Origin of the sequence: Planktothrix agardhii, assembly GCF_904830935.1 — a bacterium.
In the GTDB taxonomy this organism is placed as follows: domain Bacteria; phylum Cyanobacteriota; class Cyanobacteriia; order Cyanobacteriales; family Microcoleaceae; genus Planktothrix; species Planktothrix agardhii.
The window spans coordinates 40,220-61,063 of record NZ_LR882956.1 but is presented as its reverse complement, the minus strand read 5'-3'; the positions used below and the strand labels follow the sequence as shown (position 1 = coordinate 61,063).

General features: G+C 40.6%; 19 protein-coding genes and 2 pseudogenes. 5 read left to right on the top strand and 16 right to left on the bottom strand.

Annotated elements, in window-relative coordinates; translation table 11 throughout:
• The first annotated feature begins 300 nt into the window (after positions 1–300).
• On the top strand, positions 301–774 hold the full coding sequence (locus tag NMG88_RS22375) for a hypothetical protein (protein WP_254035911.1): 474 nt from the start codon (positions 301–303) through the stop codon (positions 772–774).
• 49 nt (positions 775–823) lie between these two features.
• The gene (locus tag NMG88_RS22370; RefSeq protein ID WP_235753779.1) at positions 824–1,060 is read left to right on the top strand and encodes a hypothetical protein; all 237 of its coding nucleotides are present in this window, start codon (positions 824–826) and stop codon (positions 1,058–1,060) included.
• A gap of 349 nt (positions 1,061–1,409) precedes the next feature.
• Here NMG88_RS22370 and NMG88_RS22365 read toward each other — a convergent pair whose 3' ends face one another.
• Positions 1,410–1,571, bottom strand: a complete 162-nt coding sequence (locus NMG88_RS22365; protein ID WP_227398370.1) for a hypothetical protein — start codon at positions 1,569–1,571, stop codon at positions 1,410–1,412.
• Positions 1,572–1,724: 153 nt separating this feature from the next.
• Here NMG88_RS22365 and NMG88_RS22360 point away from each other — a divergent pair, with 153 nt between their 5' ends.
• Positions 1,725–3,671, top strand: coding sequence for a plasmid replication protein, CyRepA1 family (locus tag NMG88_RS22360; RefSeq protein ID WP_254035910.1), 1,947 nt, complete (start codon positions 1,725–1,727; stop codon positions 3,669–3,671).
• Positions 3,672–3,674: 3 nt separating this feature from the next.
• Here NMG88_RS22360 and NMG88_RS22355 read toward each other — a convergent pair whose 3' ends face one another.
• The 5 genes and pseudogenes from NMG88_RS22355 to NMG88_RS22335 form a co-directional block, all read right to left on the bottom strand.
• The gene (locus NMG88_RS22355; RefSeq protein ID WP_087882304.1) at positions 3,675–3,989 is read right to left on the bottom strand and encodes a ribbon-helix-helix domain-containing protein; all 315 of its coding nucleotides are present in this window, start codon (positions 3,987–3,989) and stop codon (positions 3,675–3,677) included.
• A pseudogene (locus tag NMG88_RS22350) lies at positions 3,986–4,646 on the bottom strand (AAA family ATPase). The gene NMG88_RS22355 and the pseudogene NMG88_RS22350 overlap by 4 nt, the downstream one beginning before the upstream one ends.
• A gap of 187 nt (positions 4,647–4,833) precedes the next feature.
• Positions 4,834–5,211: pseudogene (locus NMG88_RS22345) on the bottom strand (transposase); the annotation flags it as partial.
• Between the two features lie 3 nt (positions 5,212–5,214).
• Positions 5,215–5,562 (bottom strand): type II toxin-antitoxin system PemK/MazF family toxin, encoded by a 348-nt coding sequence (locus tag NMG88_RS22340; protein WP_081846502.1) that lies wholly within the window; start codon positions 5,560–5,562, stop codon positions 5,215–5,217.
• Positions 5,552–5,815: a hypothetical protein gene (locus tag NMG88_RS22335; protein WP_052369771.1), complete on the bottom strand. Its 264-nt coding sequence runs from the start codon at positions 5,813–5,815 to the stop codon at positions 5,552–5,554. The genes NMG88_RS22340 and NMG88_RS22335 overlap by 11 nt, the downstream gene beginning before the upstream one ends.
• 313 nt (positions 5,816–6,128) lie before the next feature.
• Between NMG88_RS22335 and NMG88_RS22330 the strand changes: the two genes are divergently transcribed.
• Entirely contained in the window at positions 6,129–6,431 is a 303-nt protein-coding gene (locus tag NMG88_RS22330) for a fertility inhibition FinO-like protein (RefSeq protein WP_254035909.1), read from the top strand.
• A gap of 274 nt (positions 6,432–6,705) precedes the next feature.
• On the opposite strand, the gene NMG88_RS22325 is transcribed toward NMG88_RS22330, so the two are convergent.
• The 9 genes from NMG88_RS22325 to NMG88_RS22285 all read right to left on the bottom strand — a co-directional run bounded on the left by NMG88_RS22325 (position 6,706) and on the right by NMG88_RS22285 (position 19,038).
• Positions 6,706–9,705, bottom strand: a complete 3,000-nt coding sequence (locus NMG88_RS22325) for an ATP-binding protein (RefSeq protein ID WP_254035908.1) — start codon at positions 9,703–9,705, stop codon at positions 6,706–6,708.
• A 47-nt stretch (positions 9,706–9,752) separates the two neighbouring features.
• Complete coding sequence (locus NMG88_RS22320) at positions 9,753–10,355, bottom strand: hypothetical protein (protein WP_254035907.1); 603 nt, start codon at positions 10,353–10,355, stop codon at positions 9,753–9,755.
• Positions 10,345–10,950 (bottom strand): Uma2 family endonuclease, encoded by a 606-nt coding sequence (locus NMG88_RS22315; RefSeq protein ID WP_254035906.1) that lies wholly within the window; start codon positions 10,948–10,950, stop codon positions 10,345–10,347. Before NMG88_RS22315 ends, NMG88_RS22320 begins: the two co-directional genes overlap by 11 nt.
• Before the next feature lie 7 nt (positions 10,951–10,957).
• Positions 10,958–11,578 (bottom strand): type I restriction enzyme HsdR N-terminal domain-containing protein, encoded by a 621-nt coding sequence (locus NMG88_RS22310; RefSeq protein WP_254035905.1) that lies wholly within the window; start codon positions 11,576–11,578, stop codon positions 10,958–10,960.
• A gap of 24 nt (positions 11,579–11,602) precedes the next feature.
• The gene (locus NMG88_RS22305; protein WP_254035904.1) at positions 11,603–14,605 is read right to left on the bottom strand and encodes a DUF1156 domain-containing protein; all 3,003 of its coding nucleotides are present in this window, start codon (positions 14,603–14,605) and stop codon (positions 11,603–11,605) included.
• Positions 14,606–14,608: 3 nt separating this feature from the next.
• On the bottom strand, positions 14,609–14,791 hold the full coding sequence (locus NMG88_RS22300) for a PIN domain-containing protein (protein WP_254035903.1): 183 nt from the start codon (positions 14,789–14,791) through the stop codon (positions 14,609–14,611).
• 260 nt (positions 14,792–15,051) lie between these two features.
• The gene (locus NMG88_RS22295) at positions 15,052–15,288 is read right to left on the bottom strand and encodes a PIN domain-containing protein (protein ID WP_254035902.1); all 237 of its coding nucleotides are present in this window, start codon (positions 15,286–15,288) and stop codon (positions 15,052–15,054) included.
• Positions 15,285–15,515 (bottom strand): hypothetical protein, encoded by a 231-nt coding sequence (locus tag NMG88_RS22290; protein ID WP_254035901.1) that lies wholly within the window; start codon positions 15,513–15,515, stop codon positions 15,285–15,287. Before NMG88_RS22290 ends, NMG88_RS22295 begins: the two co-directional genes overlap by 4 nt.
• 40 nt (positions 15,516–15,555) lie before the next feature.
• On the bottom strand, positions 15,556–19,038 hold the full coding sequence (locus tag NMG88_RS22285) for a helicase-related protein (protein WP_254035900.1): 3,483 nt from the start codon (positions 19,036–19,038) through the stop codon (positions 15,556–15,558).
• A 342-nt stretch (positions 19,039–19,380) separates the two neighbouring features.
• Between NMG88_RS22285 and psb34 the strand changes: the two genes are divergently transcribed.
• Complete coding sequence (gene psb34, locus NMG88_RS22280; RefSeq protein WP_042158745.1) at positions 19,381–19,545, top strand: photosystem II assembly protein Psb34; 165 nt, start codon at positions 19,381–19,383, stop codon at positions 19,543–19,545.
• A 57-nt stretch (positions 19,546–19,602) separates the two neighbouring features.
• Here psb34 and NMG88_RS22275 read toward each other — a convergent pair whose 3' ends face one another.
• Positions 19,603–19,899 (bottom strand): HNH endonuclease, encoded by a 297-nt coding sequence (locus NMG88_RS22275; protein ID WP_042158747.1) that lies wholly within the window; start codon positions 19,897–19,899, stop codon positions 19,603–19,605.
• Positions 19,900–20,844 lie beyond the last annotated feature (945 nt).

Below are 20,844 nucleotides of genomic sequence, written 5' to 3'. Positions count from 1 at the left end.
TACAAAGCTTTGGTTTAGGGATGAAGATAGTTGAAGAAATAAATAATTTTAAAAGTGTCAAGTTTGATCCCAATCTTGATAATCTACAATTTACTAACACTAACTAATTAAATCTATGCAGTCAGTGAATAGCAACAATAATTATTCGATTCAGGATGAGAGCAAACTCCGGTTATTACTTTTGAAAACCGTTGTATCAGGTTCGGTGATTATGGGTTTGTTTGGGGGTCAATTCCGACTCATGACACGATGACATGACATGACAGCTTATCAATTTATTAACACTAACCCAGTGACAATATGCAAACAATTAACATTACCCCGACAGCTTCAATACTGGATGAGAATAAACCGCCTAAATTGATACTTCTAAAAGGGATTGCGATCGCTACCATCACCGTTAGCTTGATTGGGGGAATTATTCATGTAGTTAATAGTCGTCAAACTATCACAAAAACTGACCCAAAGGAACAGCCTAAACCCGATATTAGTAATCAGAAATTAACAACACCTACCCAACCATCGGAACAGCCCAAAGTTGTTGTGAAAAAACCAGAGAAGCCTATTGTTATTAAGGAAGGATCAGATGCTTGGTTTTGCTTACAGAATAACGGCGGTTCCGGTTGTCTAACCCGTGATAGGTTTGCACCTAACTATAAAATTGTTTCACCGCCTGAACGGGAGAAAACTTACGAGGATTATTTGATTCAATACGGGGTTAGGAGCGGGGGATATTGTGGGAGGTATTTAAACGGCGAGCCAAATTGTTTTTAATCAAATTATTTGATTAAAAACAAGTTAAAATAATTTTCTGTACATCAAAATGGAACTACAGAGATCCGAACCTCTGCTGTTGCGGTATAATAGTTTTATTGTTGGTTTGAAGGTAAAAAATATGCGACAAAGAAAATATTATCCCACGGGCTTCACACTTTCAGGTAATGATCGAGCTATTCTTAAGCGCGAGATGATGAGAACCGGAAAAACTCGCTCTGAGATAATCCGAGAATATATTGCTGACATTGGTAGGAAACAATCCCAGAAAAACAAAGCCGCGTAGTTGCTAGTACAATTACGCAGCCTTAATTTTTATTCTCTTGTAAATCTGTATAAACCTTTTAATTAAGCTCTCTGTGGCAACTTTGACGCTTGATTAAAAGGAATCTACAGGGTAGTAGTGCCCCAATCGGGGTATCCGTAATACATCTATGATATCAGCAAAATGTCTATTCTGTGCGTATAGTTTCAAATTTTTGTCACGAACTCAATACTTAAACGATTGTTTAACTATACCATATAATCCCCACAATCTACACCGGATATCTGTAGATTGTAAGAATTGCCAAACCTCACCAACACGGGGGCGGCATGATTAATCAACAATGCCCTAGCTGTGGCTCTAGTAGATTTCAGGTTAAGGACGCGCCACCACCCCATAACCAAAAACTTGTCTGTTCGGGTTGCGATCGCTTCATTAAATGGCTTCCCAAACCAAAAAATATTGATCGCCATCGGGAATTAAAAATCAGACTTGAATCGTTAAAGAATAAGGTTAACGGTTGGGAATCCATTTTTATTAATGATTTAATCAAGAATTTAAGGATTGCAGAACGGGACGGCAAAATCTTTAAATTATCCCCCCGACAATTAGAAAGCCTTGAAAAAATAGAGGGTAAATTCTTAAACAGCAACCCCCAAAACTCAGTGACTAAAAGGGGTGCGAGATGATTAATCCCCAACATTATCAGGAATTAATCAATAGCGCGATCGCACCTGAACTCATTGATCTGAATTTCCGATCAATGTCAGGGGATGAAGCTATTGAAGCGGTTATGTACCAAAAACTTGATGACATAGATTGCAGAACAAAGCACGTTCATCAAAGAGAATTGAATCGCATTTACAAGCAACAACATTTAATCGAGGGCGGTTTGTGGTGTGCCGGGCTTGATCCGTTTGATGGTTGGGGCCAGATGCAATGGGGAGCATTTAAGCCCGATAAACCCCGCCCAGACAGAACTAACCCAACTAAAAAAATTAAGTATGAACATCCTCCAAAAGTGGAAACCCGTGCCTTTTTCCTGCGGGTAACTTTTAGGATTGGATTAAAGATTGCCACCAAAGCCGGGGCGGAGGCATCTTACTTAGAGAGAATCCCAACACAGATTCCCGAACTCAATAAAAATTTAGATTTGGTTGACGCGGGTTTCTGGCAGTGGGTATGGGATGAAAATATCCCCATTGTGATAACAGAGGGAGCCAAGAAAACCGCCGCATTATTATCAGCCGGGTATGCAGCTATTGGGCTACCGGGAATCAACGGGGGGGTTAGGACTAAAGATTATAATAAAGCCCCGTGCAAACCCTTCTTAATCCCTGAGATTGCAAAATTTGCTACAGAGGATCGGACAATTACGATCTGTTTTGATCATGATTTGAAACCCAAAACTATTGCAGCAGTTAATAGAGAAATTAGCAAGTTATCCGAGCTACTTCTGAAATCCAAAGCAATCCCTAAAGTTATTGAATTACCAGGCCCTGAAAAGGGTGTTGATGATTTTATTTTTGAGCGGGGGGTATTAGCTTTTGATGATCTATATATTGCCGCCAATGATTATCGCTACTGGCAATTTAAAAAAGGACACAAATTAAGCTATAAACCAAATCGAATTCTTAATCGAAAATACCTCGGAAAATTACCGTACCCAGTGCGGGGTATGTGTTTTATTAAATCCGTTCAGGGAACAGGGAAAACTCAATCATTAATTGAGTTGATTCGTAAAGCTAAAGGGACGGGTCGCCCGGTGTTAGTCATCACCCACCGGATTGAATTAGGGAGGGCTATTTGTGAAGCAATTGGAATTAACTGGATTGAAGATTGCAAGGGAAGTATTGAGGGCAAATTGTTCGGCTTTGGCTTGTGCGTAGATAGCCTACACCCATCAAGCCAAGCCAATTTTGACCCCGATGCTTGGGAAGGTGCAATCGTTATCTTAGATGAAGTCGAGCAAGTTTTATGGCACATGATGAACAGTTCCACTTGTATCGAAAACCGGACTAATATTATTAATAGTTTTGAATTATTAATCAAAAATGTGACGGCTTCTGATGGATTGATCATCGCTCAAGATGCAGATTTGTCCGATTATTCTATTGATTATCTTCTGGGATTGTCTAGCAATCCTGAGTTAAAACCTTTCGTAATTGTCAATAATTATTCTGGCAATCATCGGGACGTAATTGTTTACAATCAGTCCGAACCCATGAAATTATTTATGGCAGTAGGGGAAGTTTTAACGCAAGGTGAAAAGGTTTTAATTGTTGAGGATAGCCAAAAACGCAAGGGGCTGTGGAGTGCTGTTAATTCAGAATCGCGTATCAAAAAGCTATTCCCTAGCGCACGAATTTTAAGGATTGATAGTGAAACCGTAGCAGACCCCAATCACCCCGCTTTCTGTTGTGCCAAAAATATTAATTTAATCATTAAAGATTACGATGTTGTAATAGTTACCCCGACAATCGGGACGGGGGTTAGCATTGATTTAAAAGGGCATTTTGCGGCGGTGTTTGGATTATTTTATGGGGCTATTACTACCCATGACGCTATACAGATGATGCACCGCTACCGTGACCCGGATGCGACTTGGCAGACACGCTGTAAAGTTTTATGACAATTAATCCTGAACGTTCTCTAATGCTTCATCTAATAGGAGTCTGACGATTTCCGCTTTGGTTCGTCCTGTCCTGGCCGCCAACATTGATAATTTTCGATGGGTGGATTCGGGTAAATCGACGGTGAACCGTTTTGTCCCTTCTTTGGGTTGAACTTGTAATCTGTCCATAAATGTTGTTTCTGGTTGGGGAATGGGTTGGGGTTCGGAAATTTCAATCGGTTTGGGAGTTACCGCCGGTGTTGAATTTTCTCCATAGACAAATTCTTGGGCTAAAGCATCACTCAAGGGTTTACGGGTTTGTTTTTTATTGGTCATACTCCCTCTGGCAATTGTTTGAGGATGGCTTTAAATAATCGGTCATATTCGATAGCAGCTTCACTGGCGGCTTGTCCTGGTAAGTCCCAAACAGTTAGTGATTGACCGGAAGTATCGGCGATGGCTTGTTTTTGGTGAATGATGGGTTTTAAAAATTTAGCATCGGGGATTTGAGATAAAAGGGCGATCGCCTCCTGTTTGAGTTTGGTATTCTTCACCGCCCGACTTAGGAAAACTAAACCTTTGGGCAATCCCCCCCGCACAGACTGAGCCTGTAGCCTGTTTGAGTAATCGCATGGCATCGCTGGCAGACCGTAAATCAACACCCGTCGGTTGCACCGGAATTACGGCTAAATCACATCGGAATAAAATAGCTCTGGTTTCCTCGGAAAGACTCGCCGGGCCGTCAATAACTAGGTAATCGTAATCTTTGATTAACTCTGGAATCTTTTCTAGGATGTCATCTGGGGATTGAATCACCTGACAAGCAAGTTCAATCCCCATCCCGGCTACCCATTGGGAACTTGACCGTTGAGCATCGGCATCTACCAGCAACACCCGATAGTTCTGTTTGAACTGAAGCCAATAGGCTAAATGCACTGACGAGGTAGATTTCCCCGCCCCCCCCTTCTGATTGATTAAGGCAATTATTCCCATACTGATTTACTTACTTACTGCATTAATTAAGTATTTTATTACAGTTTGCAGGATTCAGTCAGATTCTGACAGGACTTACGCAAGCACGCTATATATAGCATACTAAAAGTAGGCGATCGCATACCAATGATAATAGCAATCACCCTAAAAAGTCCTGATTATTTATTTAAAAATAAACCCAAAAGAATCAAACAAGTTCCATTTTTATCGAAGGACAATTCAGTTCTTTGATTAAATAACTGGACAAAGATTCAGCTTTTAACTGATAGACTGTTTTCTTTGTCAGATGAGCTAATCTTTTCAATTGATTCCAAACTAAAAGGGCACAAGCAATATGATTTCTTTGAATACTAGCTTTACGACACTGGCAAGATTCAATCCCAGTTAACTGCTTAATTTCTCGGTGAAACTCCTCTATTTTCCAGCGAATAGCACAGGTTTTTTTCGTATCCAATGTGGATGCTTGAGTTAAGTCATTAGTTGCTACATATTCCGTTCTGTTGGTAGAAACAATAACCCGAAATAGCTTGACTTTATGAGATTTAGGGAAATTTTTGATAAGGATATTTTAATCTGATAAATTCAGAGATTTTTTAAGGGCATTATGAACCAAAGAAATTAAATCAACAGGTAGAAAACCTAATTGTTTTACAAATAGCTCTTTGCTCACCGTTGCTATTTTGTCAGTCCGAATCAAAGAACTCTTTTTCAGACCTGTTTGCTGAAAATTGAGATATTGCTCAGAAATCAGTACCCAATTATCTTGTAAAGCGATATCGGGTATTTTGGAGAATATACCAACAAGAATAACTTCTTCTCTATGAACAGAAATAATTAAAGCAGGTCTGAGCTTAGAAGACGTTAAATCGCTGAAAGGGAATCTAACTAGCCAAATTTCATTGGTTTTAGGCAACATCATTATAAATATCCTCTTCTGGATCGTTCCATTCAGCAAAACCTGTTTCGGCTAGTTGCATAATTGGAAAGACATTTAACTCCTCATCTGTGAGTGATTTTGCGAACAAAGAAACCGCTTGTTTATCAACTAATAAATTCTGTTCATGTTCAAACAACAACGCCTCAATCCTTTTCCAATCATGGTAATTAATAATCACCGCCACAGGGTTAAAATCCTCATCTGTCACAATTTGCTTTTTTATAGCTGGCATTTTAGTTAGCTCCTAAATTGTTTAAATTCGATCCAGACTTCGATCCAGATTCTGACCTAGAGAGTAATCACCATCAACTCCTATGCCTAACTGACATATCCTAGTTTAACCAAAAATTCATTCAACTCTCCTAAAGTTTGCGATCGCTCCGCCTCCAATTCCCGACTAGAAACCGCATACTTATCCCAAAGCTTCTCAACCAAGGCAATCAGCGCCCTTTTTGCCCCATTCAAATAGCGGATTACAGCAACCGCCTTGGCGGTTAAGACATAGAATATAATCTGGATGGTGTTGAAATCATCCTCATTAAGATATGGCAGTTATAGGAAAGCTGGAATTAACCCTGAAAATTACGGAATTTCCGACGGATGTTCAGACCGTTGAGAATAACTGGAAGCAATTTGCTGTTGACTGTGATGGCAGAATCTTCACAATAACAGTGAAGCCGAAAATGTTCAAAAAACTAGAGGAAGCGCAAGCAAATTTTCCGATGTGGGTGGCAGCGATTGCTGGGAAGATGGGAGAAGCTACTCCCGATGGTTTTGTTTTGGCTGACCCCGCAATTCAAGTGTTTGAGAAAAAACCGAAAGACCCCAAGGAAGCTGTACCTGAGTAGAAAGGTTTGAGTAGCAATCGTACAGAAACTTACGCTAAGACTAAAATCAATTACAGCATAGGTTTTAGAAGTTGACTTTTCTTAACAAATCTCAATCCGTTTTGTACCAATTCAACTAAGGTTTAACGGGTACAGTCAAAGCCAAATCCTTAACGGCACTTTCTGCACAGTTGCTACTCAAACCCGAAATTCAAAATTATGAACAAGCACCTTGAGGGAAAACATAGTCCTAAATCTATCATTTTTCTACTTTAGACAAAAATCACCACTGAACTTAATGTGTTTGAATGTCGCTATCTAAACCAAGTTCTTGCAATGCAACTTTTGTTTCTTCAATTTTCTGTTCTGAAATTTCACCATCCACAACAACCTCAACCTTGAGTTTTAGTTTCAAGTCCTTAGTGGCTGAGAATTTGGATAACACCTTTGTATAAAACTGTGTCCATTTTTGGGGCGTAACTTCTCCAGACCATTTTAATTGATTGGGTGGCGTTGGTACGACTTTTTTCTCATCCCCATCTGGAGCAGGAGTGTCATTGCTAGGAACAGTTTCTTTTTCAATGGTGAAACTAACGGTATTAGCGATCGCACCAACGGTAGCATTAACTGTAAAGTTTCCGGTGATTTCGCCCGCAATTAACATTCCTTGCGCGTCAATATTGCCGCCTGTGGCTGTCCAGAGGACATTAGCGATCGCAATATTCTGATGACGTTGATCAACTCCTTTGACAGTAAATGTTTGTCCTTGATTGGGTTTTAGGGTGACATCTGTTGGGGTGATCTCTAAAGTGGTTAGTCGAGATGGATCTTCCTGTTCTTTTTGGTACTTTTCGGCATCTTCACCTTTAATCAAATAAATATCATCAGAAATTTCAACGCTGTCAATGTCTAGTGGCGAATCTTTAAAATAAAAGGGTTGATATTTGCTATCAGATGTTTTACCAACATAGGCAAAACTGCCCTCTTTTACACCTTTGACGATGGTTTCTTTGATCGCATTACCATTGAGAAGACGAGGCAAGCTAGGTGACGAGAAAAAGACATCACGGACTGCTTTTGTACTCCATTCTTTAAAAACGAGTGACCAGTTACGCACTAAAAAGCGCGGGGCGATCGCATCTTGGAGAATATCCTCTGTTTTAAGTCGGTTAAGGATAAGTGCTGTAATTGATTTAGAACTATCGGCACTACTAGATGAACCTGCTCCCATATCAACCGTGCGTAGTTGATTGTTTTTATCTAGTAAAACAGTATATTTATAGGAACGCCATACTGCTTCTTGAACGTCACGTTCGGCTTTTTTGAGATTCACACTCAGTTGTTTTTGCTGCACATCATTTAATGTATCCCATTCTTGGTCACGAATATTTTCCCAAGCTAACACTTTACGCGCTTCATCTCTGAGTAGGTTTTCCGAGTCAGCGATCGCCAAAATCACGGCACTTTTATAGGTGCGATCAGATGTACCCGACTCACGAATCAGCTTTTCTACAAATGACAATGTGTTAGCATCGCTCATCGGACGATCAATAGATAATACTGCCAAAGTTAATTTAGGTACGTTAGGAATATCGCCCGATTGTTTGGGATACTTAACATCTACACCAGATACAGAAGGGAAGGCTTTTTTGATTTCATTTTCAATCCGCTTACTAATATCTTCCGTTTGCACACTGGCTAGGCGATCTGCTAAAATCTTATTTAAGTTAGGCGAAAGGCTGAAATGATATTTAGTGCTTTCAACTATCAGGTAATAACAGTCTGTTTTGAGCGTATCTAAGACTGTTTCCACATCACCAATATTAATACTAGAATCGGCGATCGCTAAACGAACTTCGGGTAAGGTTGCTTCAGCACGAACTACACCACCATTTGACTCAAAGAAAATCGTAGTTGCGGCTTTACCATGTAATCTTGCCTTTTTAATCGTTTCAGTTGCTTCGAGATCCAGTCGAAACGCATGAGAGTCTTTTTTGCCACAGATATCGGTTGTCACTGCGGTTTCGAGACGACCTTCACCCATTTGCTCAAACACGGCTGATCGAAATATGGGATCGTTAAGAGGGGCTGTACCTAATGTAATCAGTGCATCTTTGTGGTTGCCTTTGTAACCCTCTTGATAGGCGTGAGATACCCAGAGGGCTAGTAAGCGTAAAATACCCCTTGTACGCTGAAATCGGGGTAATGCTGCCCATTTACGTTCAAAGACTGAAATTACAGTAGGATGAAAGGGATAGGTGGCGGCAAAGGCTTCACTGGCATTATCAATGGGAAACCAGCTAGGAAGTAAGGAGCGATTTTCCACAGCCCAATCTGCATATTTATTACAGGTATCGATCGCGTCTTTGGGTAATATAATTTTACCATCAGTAGTTACCGCTCGTTCATCCCATTCAAATAACCTTCTGCGAATAATTTCTGAAGCTTCTGCTTCCGCAGACATGACAACAGCTTTACCAACACGATCTAGCATTTTCTTGAAACGTTGTTCATCAGCTTCATCGGCGGCGGTATATTCCATAACTGAAGCCGGAATTGAAGCAATCAAAACAATATGATCTTCACCTCTAGCAGTTTCTGAAAGTGCCTGCATAAAGTTATAAAGGCGATCATGATAGCCATATTTGCGATAGCTGGAAACATAATTAAGGATTTCATCCATCAAAATCAAACAGGGTTTATCTTTAGGTAGAAAAGCCCGAATCACATCCCCCTTGGGTTCGGTAAATTCGGCATCGTGTTGGGCAACAATTTTAAAAGCTTCCTCACCCCCTAACTGAAAGGCGATTTCCCCCCAGGGAGTTTTGCGTAAGGGTGTACCATCATTGCCGCCGCGACCAGTTAAGGAGTCAAATTCTGTACCAACAAAGACAGCTACATTCGCAGTAGGTAAGGTTTTAATATCGGCTTGGGTAATAATCTTGCGAACACCAGACCATGATTCTGCGGCCTGTCCATTTTTTGCTAGATGGTAAAGCAGGGCGAGGGCGTGGGTTTTCCCTCCACCAAACTGAGTCGCCAGGTTATAGACTGCATTAGCTTCTGTTTTCACACCCGATAAACGGCGCATTACTTGTCCGGCAAATTCAGCCAGCCAATGGGTGAGATAGGTACGGCTCAAGAATTTTTCCGGGTCTTGGTAGTCAATGGGGGCGCGATTTTCCCGGACATGATCAAGGTTTACAGCAAATTCTGAAGCATCAAGGGGTCGGTTATTCCGTAAGTCTTCCCGTGGGGTAAGTCCTTCAATTTTGTACCAAGGTTTTAGGAGCATTTGTTTAATCTGGTTTGTTGATTTTGAATTTAGTTGAATTTAGTTTTTTAATGCGCGGGGATTAATTGTAGGAGAATGCCGAGAATTTTGTCGATGTTAGTAATGTAGTAGTCAGTCAGATCAATCACTACGGTTTGCTCAGATATTTGCAGAAATTTCCAGATTTCGCCCGAAGTAACAATGCCATAAATTGTCTTAATATCGTTGTCTTCTTGTTCGTTAAATAATTGGGCGGCGATCATTTCAGCGATACATTGTCCTAGCCCAGATTTAATATCTTCGTTTTTTGCTTCGACAATGGCAACTACTGGCGCACTAATCATTAGTTGCTGTTTAGATAGGCTGATTAAATAGTCGCAATAACCTGATAATCCTTGTTCGGGACTGATGCTAAATTCTGTGCCAGAAAATAGACTGATGGGAATAGGCGATCGCCGTCTGAGTTCGAGTAAGGTGGGAGCAATTAGAAATTCTGATCGCGCTTTTTCAGTATTAATAGCTAGGGCTAAGGGAATATTTTCGGCAAGAATGCGTTTGAGGTCGTCACTGGGAGCGATCGCTTCGACATGGGCAAACAGATCGATTTTTTCTTCAATTTGCAAATGAAAGTCTTTTTCTACTTGTCTTAGGGTGAAATTACTATAGGACATTGGTTTCGGATGGGAAGTTAATATTTTCGTAAAGAATTGAGAGGGAAAAGGTTAGGTTTAGGCTGGTGATGTGAATTTCTGGATTGTTTTCTACCAAGTCTGGGGGCTCGATCGCAAGGGATAGATATTCCCAAGCTAAGTCGCTACGGCGTTGGTAGATCTCGATTCTGGGTCGCTCTGGTGTGATTAGGATATAGGTTTGCAGGGTATCGATCAGCATATAGTGTTGCTGTTTGATACCGCGATCGCGGGCTTCGGTGGCGGGTGACAGCACTTCGACAATGATCGTGGGGTATTGCAAAAAGTCACGGGCAAAGCGATCGCGCTCGTCACAGGTAACAATGAGATCGGGATAGTAATATTTGCCTGATGGGGTAGTGACTTTGGCATCGCTGATGGCGACTTTGCAACCTTTACCGCGCAAGTGGGGAATTAGCAGGGCAGCAAGATTGGCGGAAATTTGGCTATGGGGAATTGTGCCGCCTGTCATGGCGATAATTTTGCCGTTTTCGTATTCATATTTAGTATCTTGATCGGCTTCCCATACGAGATATTCTGCGGGGGACATGGTGAGTGATTGAAGGTTAGCAATCATATATACCTCATGAAATTTTGGTAGATAGACGTTTGAGAATGCCTAGCACTTCATACAGTGGGTTTTCACGCGGATCTAGTAGCGAAAACTCGGCTGACCATGCGTATTCTGGTTGTCTCGATTTTTCCATTTTCAGGAATAAAAAGTTATTCCCATTTGTCACCATGCCGAAGGTAGGATGAGTAGGTTGGTTGGGGCTGGCATACATATAGGCAAGGGTCTGAGGAATGGCGGAATATGTGCTGAATTTTAAGCCTTTGGCTTCGATAACAGCTATCCATAATTCGCTATTAAATACCAAGACATCTAACCGACCACGCACAGGCTCGCTATTATCTTCTTCGTCAATGATAACAGGATCTTCAGCAGAAATATCAAAGGGGTCTTGATAAAAACCTGCTATATCTAACAAGGGCGATAAAACTAGCATTTTTACTAATACTTCGATGGTTTTACGGCGATATAACACTTGTCGCATAAATTGGTTGCGGATGCGATCGCACTTGGCTTTTTCTTCTTCAGAGAGTGAGATCGGTTCTAGCCATTCCGTAAAGAAGTTGCTATCGGTAGCGACTTGTAGATTTAATCGTTCTTCTAGTTCATAAAGTGTGATTTCATTGGCTTGCATAATCTTTTTTCTCCTATAATAGTTCTAAAGTCCTAAACCTTTTTTACGAGCTAATAAGCCATCAACCCAGCGTTTTTCGTCTGTACCCGCCGGATAAAGGGCTGAAAATGATTGTGCTAGTTGCCAGAATTTAATATCTTTACCAATGGCTTCATCAACTAAAAAGCGTTTGAGTGCTTCACTACGTCCTGAGTTAAATAACAGCATTGCTTGATGTACTTTATCGCAAATGGTTTCACCAATACGGGAAATTTTGACTTCCCCATGTTCGTCTTCGGGAAGTTCATCAAGTACGCCTATAATAATAAGTTGTTTATCACCTTTGGCTTTTTTCTTGGGAATATCGGGAATAATGCCTTCTTTACCAAATAGGTAAGCAGCACGTTCTTTAACAGGTAACAGTCGGGCTTTATCGCCTTTAACTTCGACAAGATGAGTCAGGTTTTCCAGATGGGCGCCGAGTCCCTGAGCGATTTTACGGGCGGTATCATATTCAAGGCTAAAACCTGTTATTTTGGGTTTTTTGCTAGTATTTTCGTCATCATCATCATCTTCGCTCCCCTCGCCATCTGGGAGAGGGGCTGGGGGTGAGGGTTCTCCGGCTGAAAGTGTCCAGAGCCACATGGCAGTTAAACGGGCATCTTCTTCAAAGTTGGAGGTATCTGCGTCTTTAAAGATGGTGCTGAGGGCTTCTTTGGAAATGGCTGCCCAGACATATTCGAGATATTCACGCAAGGGGACAATTTCACCGCTTGCTTTTTCAACACTGGAATAACGGGAGAAGATTTCCAGGGCGGGGCCTAAACAAGCAAAGATGGCATCTGCACCTACTACGCCTTGTTCGGTGAGTCGGGGCATCCATTCTTTGATCCGTTTGGGGAGTTCTTGTAATACATCGCGCCAATCGCCAATTTCTTCGCGTAATGTACCATCTGGGTTTTCTCTGGGGCGGCAGACTAGGTGAACAGATGAGGCAAGGGCGGCTGAATTTTGGGCGCGAAGTCTGTCAGGTTTTTCTGTATCTATTGTCCAAGATGCTGTAACTATCCATCCAGATCGAATAAGTCCTTCTAACATAGCTTCCCAACCTTCAGTTGTTTTGTGGGCAAAAACTACTACACCAATTCCAGCAGCAGAGACATATCTCCTACTCTGACTGAGGGAAATAGATATCAATTCTTCAAATCTATCCTTAGTTTTATAAGCATATTCTTTATTTCTTTCTGATAGCTGAACGATTTCTTTCTCTTTTGGTGTCAATACATCAGAAAATCCTTCTATTGAAAGACCATTTAATGAGCGTTTAAGCCAAACATAAAAGTAATCTGACAAATCCGCATAAGGAACAGCATCATAATAGGGTGGATCAGTTATTAAACAAGCAGCAGAATCGTTAGGAAGTGGATGCTCAGTAGCAGAATTAATATTTGCACAACCTTGGTGTAGCTCTGCTCTAACAACTCCTTCAATTGCCTTAATACACCAATTAAGAGCAACAATATATGCTCCTGTAGAATCTCCAATGGGAATCATTTCGCCCCAGTCCCAGAGCATTCCTAGAGCTTGTCTTCCAAATGTAGCAACACTTTTCTCCATATGATTTGCCCATCGTGAGATAGATGAATTAAAATCTATATGTTTATCTATCGCAAAAGCAATACAGACAAGAATAGCGGAAGCGAATTCATTAGTTATTGAATTTTCTTCTTTGAGGATGATTTGCAGTTTTTGCATTATTTCGCATAAGATTCCAATTGCTAGTTGTTGTCTAGGTGAGAATAATTTTTCCCACTTTCTAATTCCATAAACATGAACATTGAAAATACTACGAAGGTAAGGCAAGTCTTCATCTGGAATAAATGAAGGCTTTGAGTTATGTTCCCTAATTTTAAAAAGTAAGTGATTTTGTGCATCTTTTACAGCATTCAAATCCGTTTCATTAGGAATCCGATAAAATCTTCCTGTCTGACCTTTTCTAGTGGTCACAACTGCAACCATTTGGGCTGTTGCCGCTCCACCTTCTTTCTTAATCATCTGGGCTTCAACCTGAGATCTTGGTGTTGTATAGCCACAATTTGGACAGGTTACAGAACTTCTACGAGCCGTCCCGCTTGTATCATTTGAATTTGTAACTAATATAGTTTTAAAACTTCGATTAGTTTGATCTTTAATTAGTTTTATGGACACATAATTACCTACCTTCTTGCGAAGTAAAAAAGTACCTAAAACAGGAACTTGATATCCACAGTTAGGCCCTTCACAAATAATCGTCCTCGCCCATAAATAAGCAATAGGCGTACTACCATCCTCATCTTTAGGATAAAATTCTGCTAACTCCTTCTCAGCATCCTCCTTCACCCATTGTCCCCATTTTCTCACCTCATCCGCCAAACGTTGCCCATATTTGGGGATATATTCCAAAACCACCTTATTTAACAACACCGCCACCGGATTTAGGTCACTAGCAAAAGCATCCGCCCCCACTCGTAAAGCCTCTAAGGGTATCGACCCACCACCCGCAAACGGGTCAACCACAAGGGGGCGTGTCCCCACTTCCCCACCTAATGCTTCATGGGCTGCTTGAGTCAAAGCCCTCGCTGTTTCCAGATAATCAGGTTGAGTTGAATTATCCCAATTAGCAAAATCCGCAATAAAATCTAATAAACGATAGCGCAATATGTTTAAATGACTTGGGTTTTGTGAATCTAGCTTATTTTCAGGTTTAACTAATATTTTCCATTTACTCCAATTTTCTGGTGAACAGCATCCATCTGCGGCTGCTTTCTGAGCAAACTTAGTAATAATTTCTACCGCTTGATCTCGAAATATTTGGGGACATAATTCATCAACCGGATCAATCCACAATGAAGCACAAATCACCGCCCGACAAGCTGCTAATGGTCGCCGCGCCCACCATATATGTAGAGTTGAAATATGTCCATGTCTAATGGATTTCTCCCGTCTGGCATGGGCAGAAATACGTTTAATAGGTAGGTCAACTTCGATTAGGCGTTTGGGATAGATCATGGTTTAGGCGTTAGGATTGGGGTTGTCCCAAATAGTCTTAATAACGGACAGTTCTCTAATCCTGTGGTCTTTCGTTACTAAAGGCAAGCCTAGATAGAGAGCAGTAGCGGCAATAATACGATCGCCCATCTCAGGGACAGTTTCGCGTGATATTTTCGCCAAAGTCCTAGCAACTAAAATATCCATCGGTACAACTACTAACCCAACATCAGGATCGGCGAGATTCTCATAAGCTGATCTAAAGCAACTTGAGGAAGTGGGGATTGAGTAGCAACCATGTTAAAAGTGCCGTTAAGGATTTTGAAATCGCTGTACCAGTTGAACTTTCCTGAAAAACCCAGGCTGAAACCCTTGAGATACGGTACTAAATTTCTGTACCAATGAAACCTTAGTTAAACTGGAACATTTTTCAAGATACAAAACGTTAGAAATGTTAACATCTGAAACTACTGATACAACTGAGTTTTTGGCTTAACGGCACTTTTCGCACAGTTGCTACTCAAACCCCGAAGTCTATTTTTTTCAACTAGGTAAGTTATTTCTACAATCGAGATTGCCGATATATGAACTGGATAGCCATTATTAACGGCATGATCAAAGGCAATCGACGCATCATAGGCTAATTTTTCTGGACTACGAAAATACCAAACAATGGCATGGGTATCAGCAACAATCGCACTCATAGATCTGCAAATTTCTTATCTAAATTTCCCCACATCTCACGCCTCACTTCTTTGATATTTTCTTCAGTAATATGAATGTCCAAGTCTACCCACATCCCCTTTAAGCTTTTTCTAGGACGCTTAACAGGGTTCTTAGATTTCAAGAGCTTGGCATAGCTCAACAATTCCATTTGTTCCTCTACTGACAAGTCTTCTAAGACAGCAACTAATGAATCTTTAAGAGTCATAATTCGTTAACCTCCTGTAAATTTTTCGCCAAAATAGGCATTAAATATCCTGATTTTTGATATTTAAAACCTGATCGGCATCCACCTGGTAATGTTTTACTTTAACAATTGCCTCCCAATCTAGTTTAGCTGGATCTTGAATGGGGTGAACTTCTGGCTTGGTTGCACAGTTAAACACCACATACAACCAATAATCTTGTTTAAGACGCTCGGCGGTACGATATTCATTATCACTTAAAGCGACCCGTCCAACCTGAGATCGCCCTTTAACCTCAATAAACTTGACTGAGATCGCCGTCTTAGTATCTTCAGGGTGAAGTTGGCGCGAAATCAAGTCAAAACCACGATTTTCAGATTCTACAGTTTCAACTTGCCAACCCTGTGCTTCTTCATACGAGATCACCGCATTAACTGCAATTCGCTCAATTTCAGCATTACTAACCATTGGTGCAATATCAGGCGCGTAACGCTCAGGATGAGGTAATACCCATGCCCTACCCTTTGGTTCAATGGCAGCAATCATACAATTACGCTCCTGTTTTAATTCTATCCTGCGCCGATCCAATCTTGTATTTAATTCATCCAGACGATCTTCCGCTTGTTTCAAACGCCCATCTAAACCCGTTTCTTCTGACCCTGATTCCTTTTTATCAAATAATTCACCATATTGAATCTGTAAACGATCAATAATTGCCAATAAACTAATTTCCGTATGGTCAGAGATTATTTTAATTTCTCGCTCTCTTTCGCGCTGCATTTCTAACAGAAATCCGTTTAACTCAGATTCAATCAAAAACTGTTCAAGCTGTAGACTATCTGGTAAATTAAGATGATCAGGAAATTCACTTGTTTCCGTTGCAGGTATTAAGTCAAGAAAAATCGTTGGTTGTTTGAGCGATAAAGTTTGGTCTAATTCAGTTTGCACCACATATAAACGTTCATGGAGTTTATTGCCACGCCCATCTTGAAATACCACTAAATAAATATCTAACCTTGCGGGTTGGGTGCGCTGCAAGTCATAAAATACTGCGCCATGTTGCAAGTCTTGTTCTGTTTGTTTTAGTACCTCTTTTCGCACACACTCAAACAGGGGATGTCCTGGTGTCACCCATTCCACTGTTGGATCTAGATCGAGAACTTTTTTGTCAAAAGCAATCTGTTTATATTCCCGTCCCAGTTTACCAAAACGCGATTCTTGCTCATCTCCAGTTGCCCAAAGATGGCGCGGGATACGTCCAATGCGATAGATTTTGCCCATCTCCCCCCCTCGTCCTTTGGGATTCGGGTTGGAGGTGATAGCTTTAGGATGAATACCAACAATAGAAGATGCTTCAACAAAGAAATTTTCGACTACTTCAGGCACTAATCGCTTTTCCTTAGCATCAGTAGATCTGCCAATCAAATTAGATAAATTTAGTTCGCGTTTTGCTAGTCCCTCTAATGCCGATTTGGTAATTCTGCGAAAATGTTCCGTATCTACCTGACTGACAATCCGATCTTTAATTACATCTTCGGTGAGATTACGAGCATACATCTCCCTGAGCATTTTTTCAATTTGATTGGCTGGAAAAACATCGCCTAAAACATTGAAAACTTTGCCCGTATTTTCAGGATCAAGATCAGCCTCAATTTTTTGAAGACGTTCAAATAGTTTCCAAAATACGCTCCCTTCACGGGTATTTGTAGAAACAAAATTAAAAATCAAACAGTCTTTTTCCTGTCCATAACGATGAATCCTGCCCATCCGTTGTTCTAAACGAACAGGATTCCAAGGAATGTCATAGTTAATCATTAGCCAGCAAAACTGAAGGTTAATCCCCTCACCCGCCGCTTCCGTTGCTACTAATACTTGACAATCTTCTTTAAACTCACGCTCGGCATAAATGCGGGTATTAGGGGTATTGCGATCGCCTATATTCATCCCTCCATGAATTTGGGTAACACTCAAACCCCACTGTTTAAGCTTGCCTAGAGGACGTTCATTTTTACCATCACCTGCTAAAAAGTCAAGGGTATCCTTATGTTCAGTAAAAATCAGCAGCTTCATTTTGGGATCGTTAAAAAAGCCTTTTTCTACCAATAACTGCTTCAGTCGTTGTAATTTTGATTCAATTTCACGATGTTCTAAATCTTTCGCTAATTTAATCAGCTTATTAAGTATTCTGATTTCATCTTGTAAGGCAATCGGATCAATATTGGCTACTACATTTTCGAGATCACCTAAAATTTTTTCTTGAGCTTCTTCCGTTAGTTCGTCAAAATCATCAGGTAATTTCCGGTCAATTAATTCCTGACGGTATGCTGCTGGATTTTCGAGGATATACTTACGCTTTTCACACATCCGTTCCAGACTGCGGCGCACAGCATAAACACTTGAGGCAAAACGCCTCTGTAACATAGCCATCGTAAACCCTAAAGCCCGTCCACGATTGGAGTCATCCATTGCTGCCTTAATTGACTGATCTTCAACATAGCGTGTCAATTCATCATAAAAATCTAGCTCATCGTTATTAATTTGAAAATCGGCAGTTTGGACAATGCGACGAGTAAAAAGCTTTTTTACTTCTCCAGTTTCCGGGTCAGGAAATGTGACCAGTGCTTCCTTAGTTCGACGTAGATAGAAAGGAGCATGATTACGTTTCATCGCCTCTTCTAAGCTGCTTACATCCCCATAAACATCACGATCCAGTAAGGCTAAAAACAAACAAAAGTTTTTCGGATCGCCCTTGTGGGGGGTAGCAGTCATCAGTAAATAGTGATCGGTCATTTCTGACAACTTCTCACCGAGTTGATAAGCTAGTGTTTTTTGATCAGAACTATAGGCACTCATCTTATGGGCTTCATCAACAATGATTAAATCCCAATGGCTACGCAACAGGCTTTCCTTAGCATCATCAACCCGCGATATCCATGAAACTGAAGTAACAACTTGATTTTTATCTTGCCAGGGATTTGCACCATAATTAGCACGGAGAATATCACCGCGCACTACTTCAAAATCTTCACGAAACTTGTCTTTCATTTCGCGTTGCCACTGAAATGTCAGGTTTGCAGGTGTAACAATCAGGACGCGCTTAACTAATCCTCTAGCCTTCAATTCTTTAAGTAGTAAACCTGCCATAATCGTTTTACCCGCACCTGGATCATCGGCCAATAAAAAACGGATTCGCGGTTGCTTCAAAAAATAGTCGTAAACGGCTTCAAGTTGGTGGGGTAGGGGATCAACTCGTGCAACGGTAAGGGCGAAAAATGGATCGTATTCATAAGCTAAACCTAATCGCATTGCCTCAATCCCATAGCGAAACTTTTGGGCATCGCCATCAAAGGGTTCTTGTTCTGGGGTAGCTTCAAGCTGGGCAATCTGTTCAGAGGTTAAGAATGGTTGGTGTACTTGATTTGTATTAATTCCTTGCCCAAACAGTTTGACTCCATCCATCATCGGTTGGACAGTTATCACTTTTACTGGTTCAGAGAAGATCGAACCGCGAATGATCATACCTTGCTTCAGTTGTTCTGGTTTCACTATCTCGCTCTACTTCACAAAATAAAAGGAAGATTACTATTGCCTAAAAATGCGATCGCAGGTAAATTAGCAGGATTTTGGGAATTAAATAGAGTTTAGCAGAGTAACTTAACTTTAATTAAACTTATAAGTGAGGTTTCTCTTATTCTGGTACTTACAGCTAGGTTTTAATTAAACACTGCCTTGATTTTTGCAGTCAACTCCCCTTTACCAAAAAATTATTCAAAAATTCCCTGTGACGAACATCACCCTCGGTTATTGAGTCAAGTCACTGTAACAATCCTTAACATTCCGTTACATTAATTTACATACACAAGCAAATTAAATTCAAGGAAAAACACCATGAGAACCACCAACGAAAACGGCATCCTAAATAACTACGCCACCGAACCCAAACTTTATTTTGCCGAATACCCCTCACCCGAACAGCAAAATCGCTATGCCCTTCAAGCCTCTGCTGCTGTCCTTCTGTTGACTTCCCTGCTCCTGATTGCTTTTGCTGCCTAAAATCATGGGCTATCACAATTCTTTGAACTGCCTCATCCGGGGTGGTTTTTCCGTATTTTAGGATAGCTTTAAATTAAGAGACAACTGGCCAGGTGAGATATTTCCACGACTTCTACGATGGTAAGCTAAATGGCAACTACTACACAATGCCACTAAATTTTCTAACCTATTATCCCCAGGGTCAAGATTCCAATGATGCACTTGCAACACATAAGCTCGACGTTTTAGGGTATCGGGTAAAGTTTCTCCAGGTTTCAGACATAAACGACCACATCGTTGACATTGCCAGTTCGCTGATTCCTTAACCGCTAAAGCTAGTTCCGTCCAATTATCAGGATAACGATTTAAACTCATAAACAGATTTATTAATTTTTATTAATCCTCTGATATTTATTGATGTTTCCCCTCAAGCACTTCTTACAGTCTAGTTTTTTATTGACCCGTTGAGGTAATGAATAACATAACGGATAACATAACAAATAACATAACAAATAACAGATAACATAACGAATAACATAACGAATAACAGGAATAGCAAATGAATCAATATGTCTGGACTAATTGTTAAAGGGAAACATTCATAAAAACCCCCTAACTTGGGGGCTAGGGGATTTCTGGCGGATCGCTAAATCAGTTTTGTTTGTTGCTTCAATTTGCAATCCCATTACTGAGGATTGTTAGCTAATTATCTGAATTGCACACCGAAACCTCAAGAAACACCTCAAGAAATTCCTGAAAAAACTATCCAGATTATTCACTTCAATATGGAATTAGGGAATTGGGCTATCTCAACAGCCGTCCAAATTGTTGAGGTACTGATAGATGGCCATATCCTGAATCACGGGTACTGGAATCTGATTTTAAATGGGTTAGGTTGGCATCGGAGGACTAAATACATGATTGAGGCTGTTAATGGGGGGAATCCTAAGAACTGTCACATATTCATCAGAACTGTTACATAGAGATTTGATTGGTTAAAGAATCAATTCTTTACATACAACGGCGGGCGGTAAAACTGTGACTGTATTGATTTGCGGGGACGACGACGTAAATTCTAATCGTATATATTCCAATCTTTCTATTGATCTATCAAAGTAAAATATGCTACATTATTCCCACCTTGAAGAAAAAAATATCCAAGATAAAAAAAAGCCCGCTTGACAGGCGGGAGTCCAATAAAACAACAGGGCATTTAGCCCTTAGATAAAATGAAATATAACATTTTTTGGTCTCAAAGTCTAGGAGTTAATTCAACTTCCTTAGATCCTAATACAGTTAGATTGTTCAACAACTATTTAA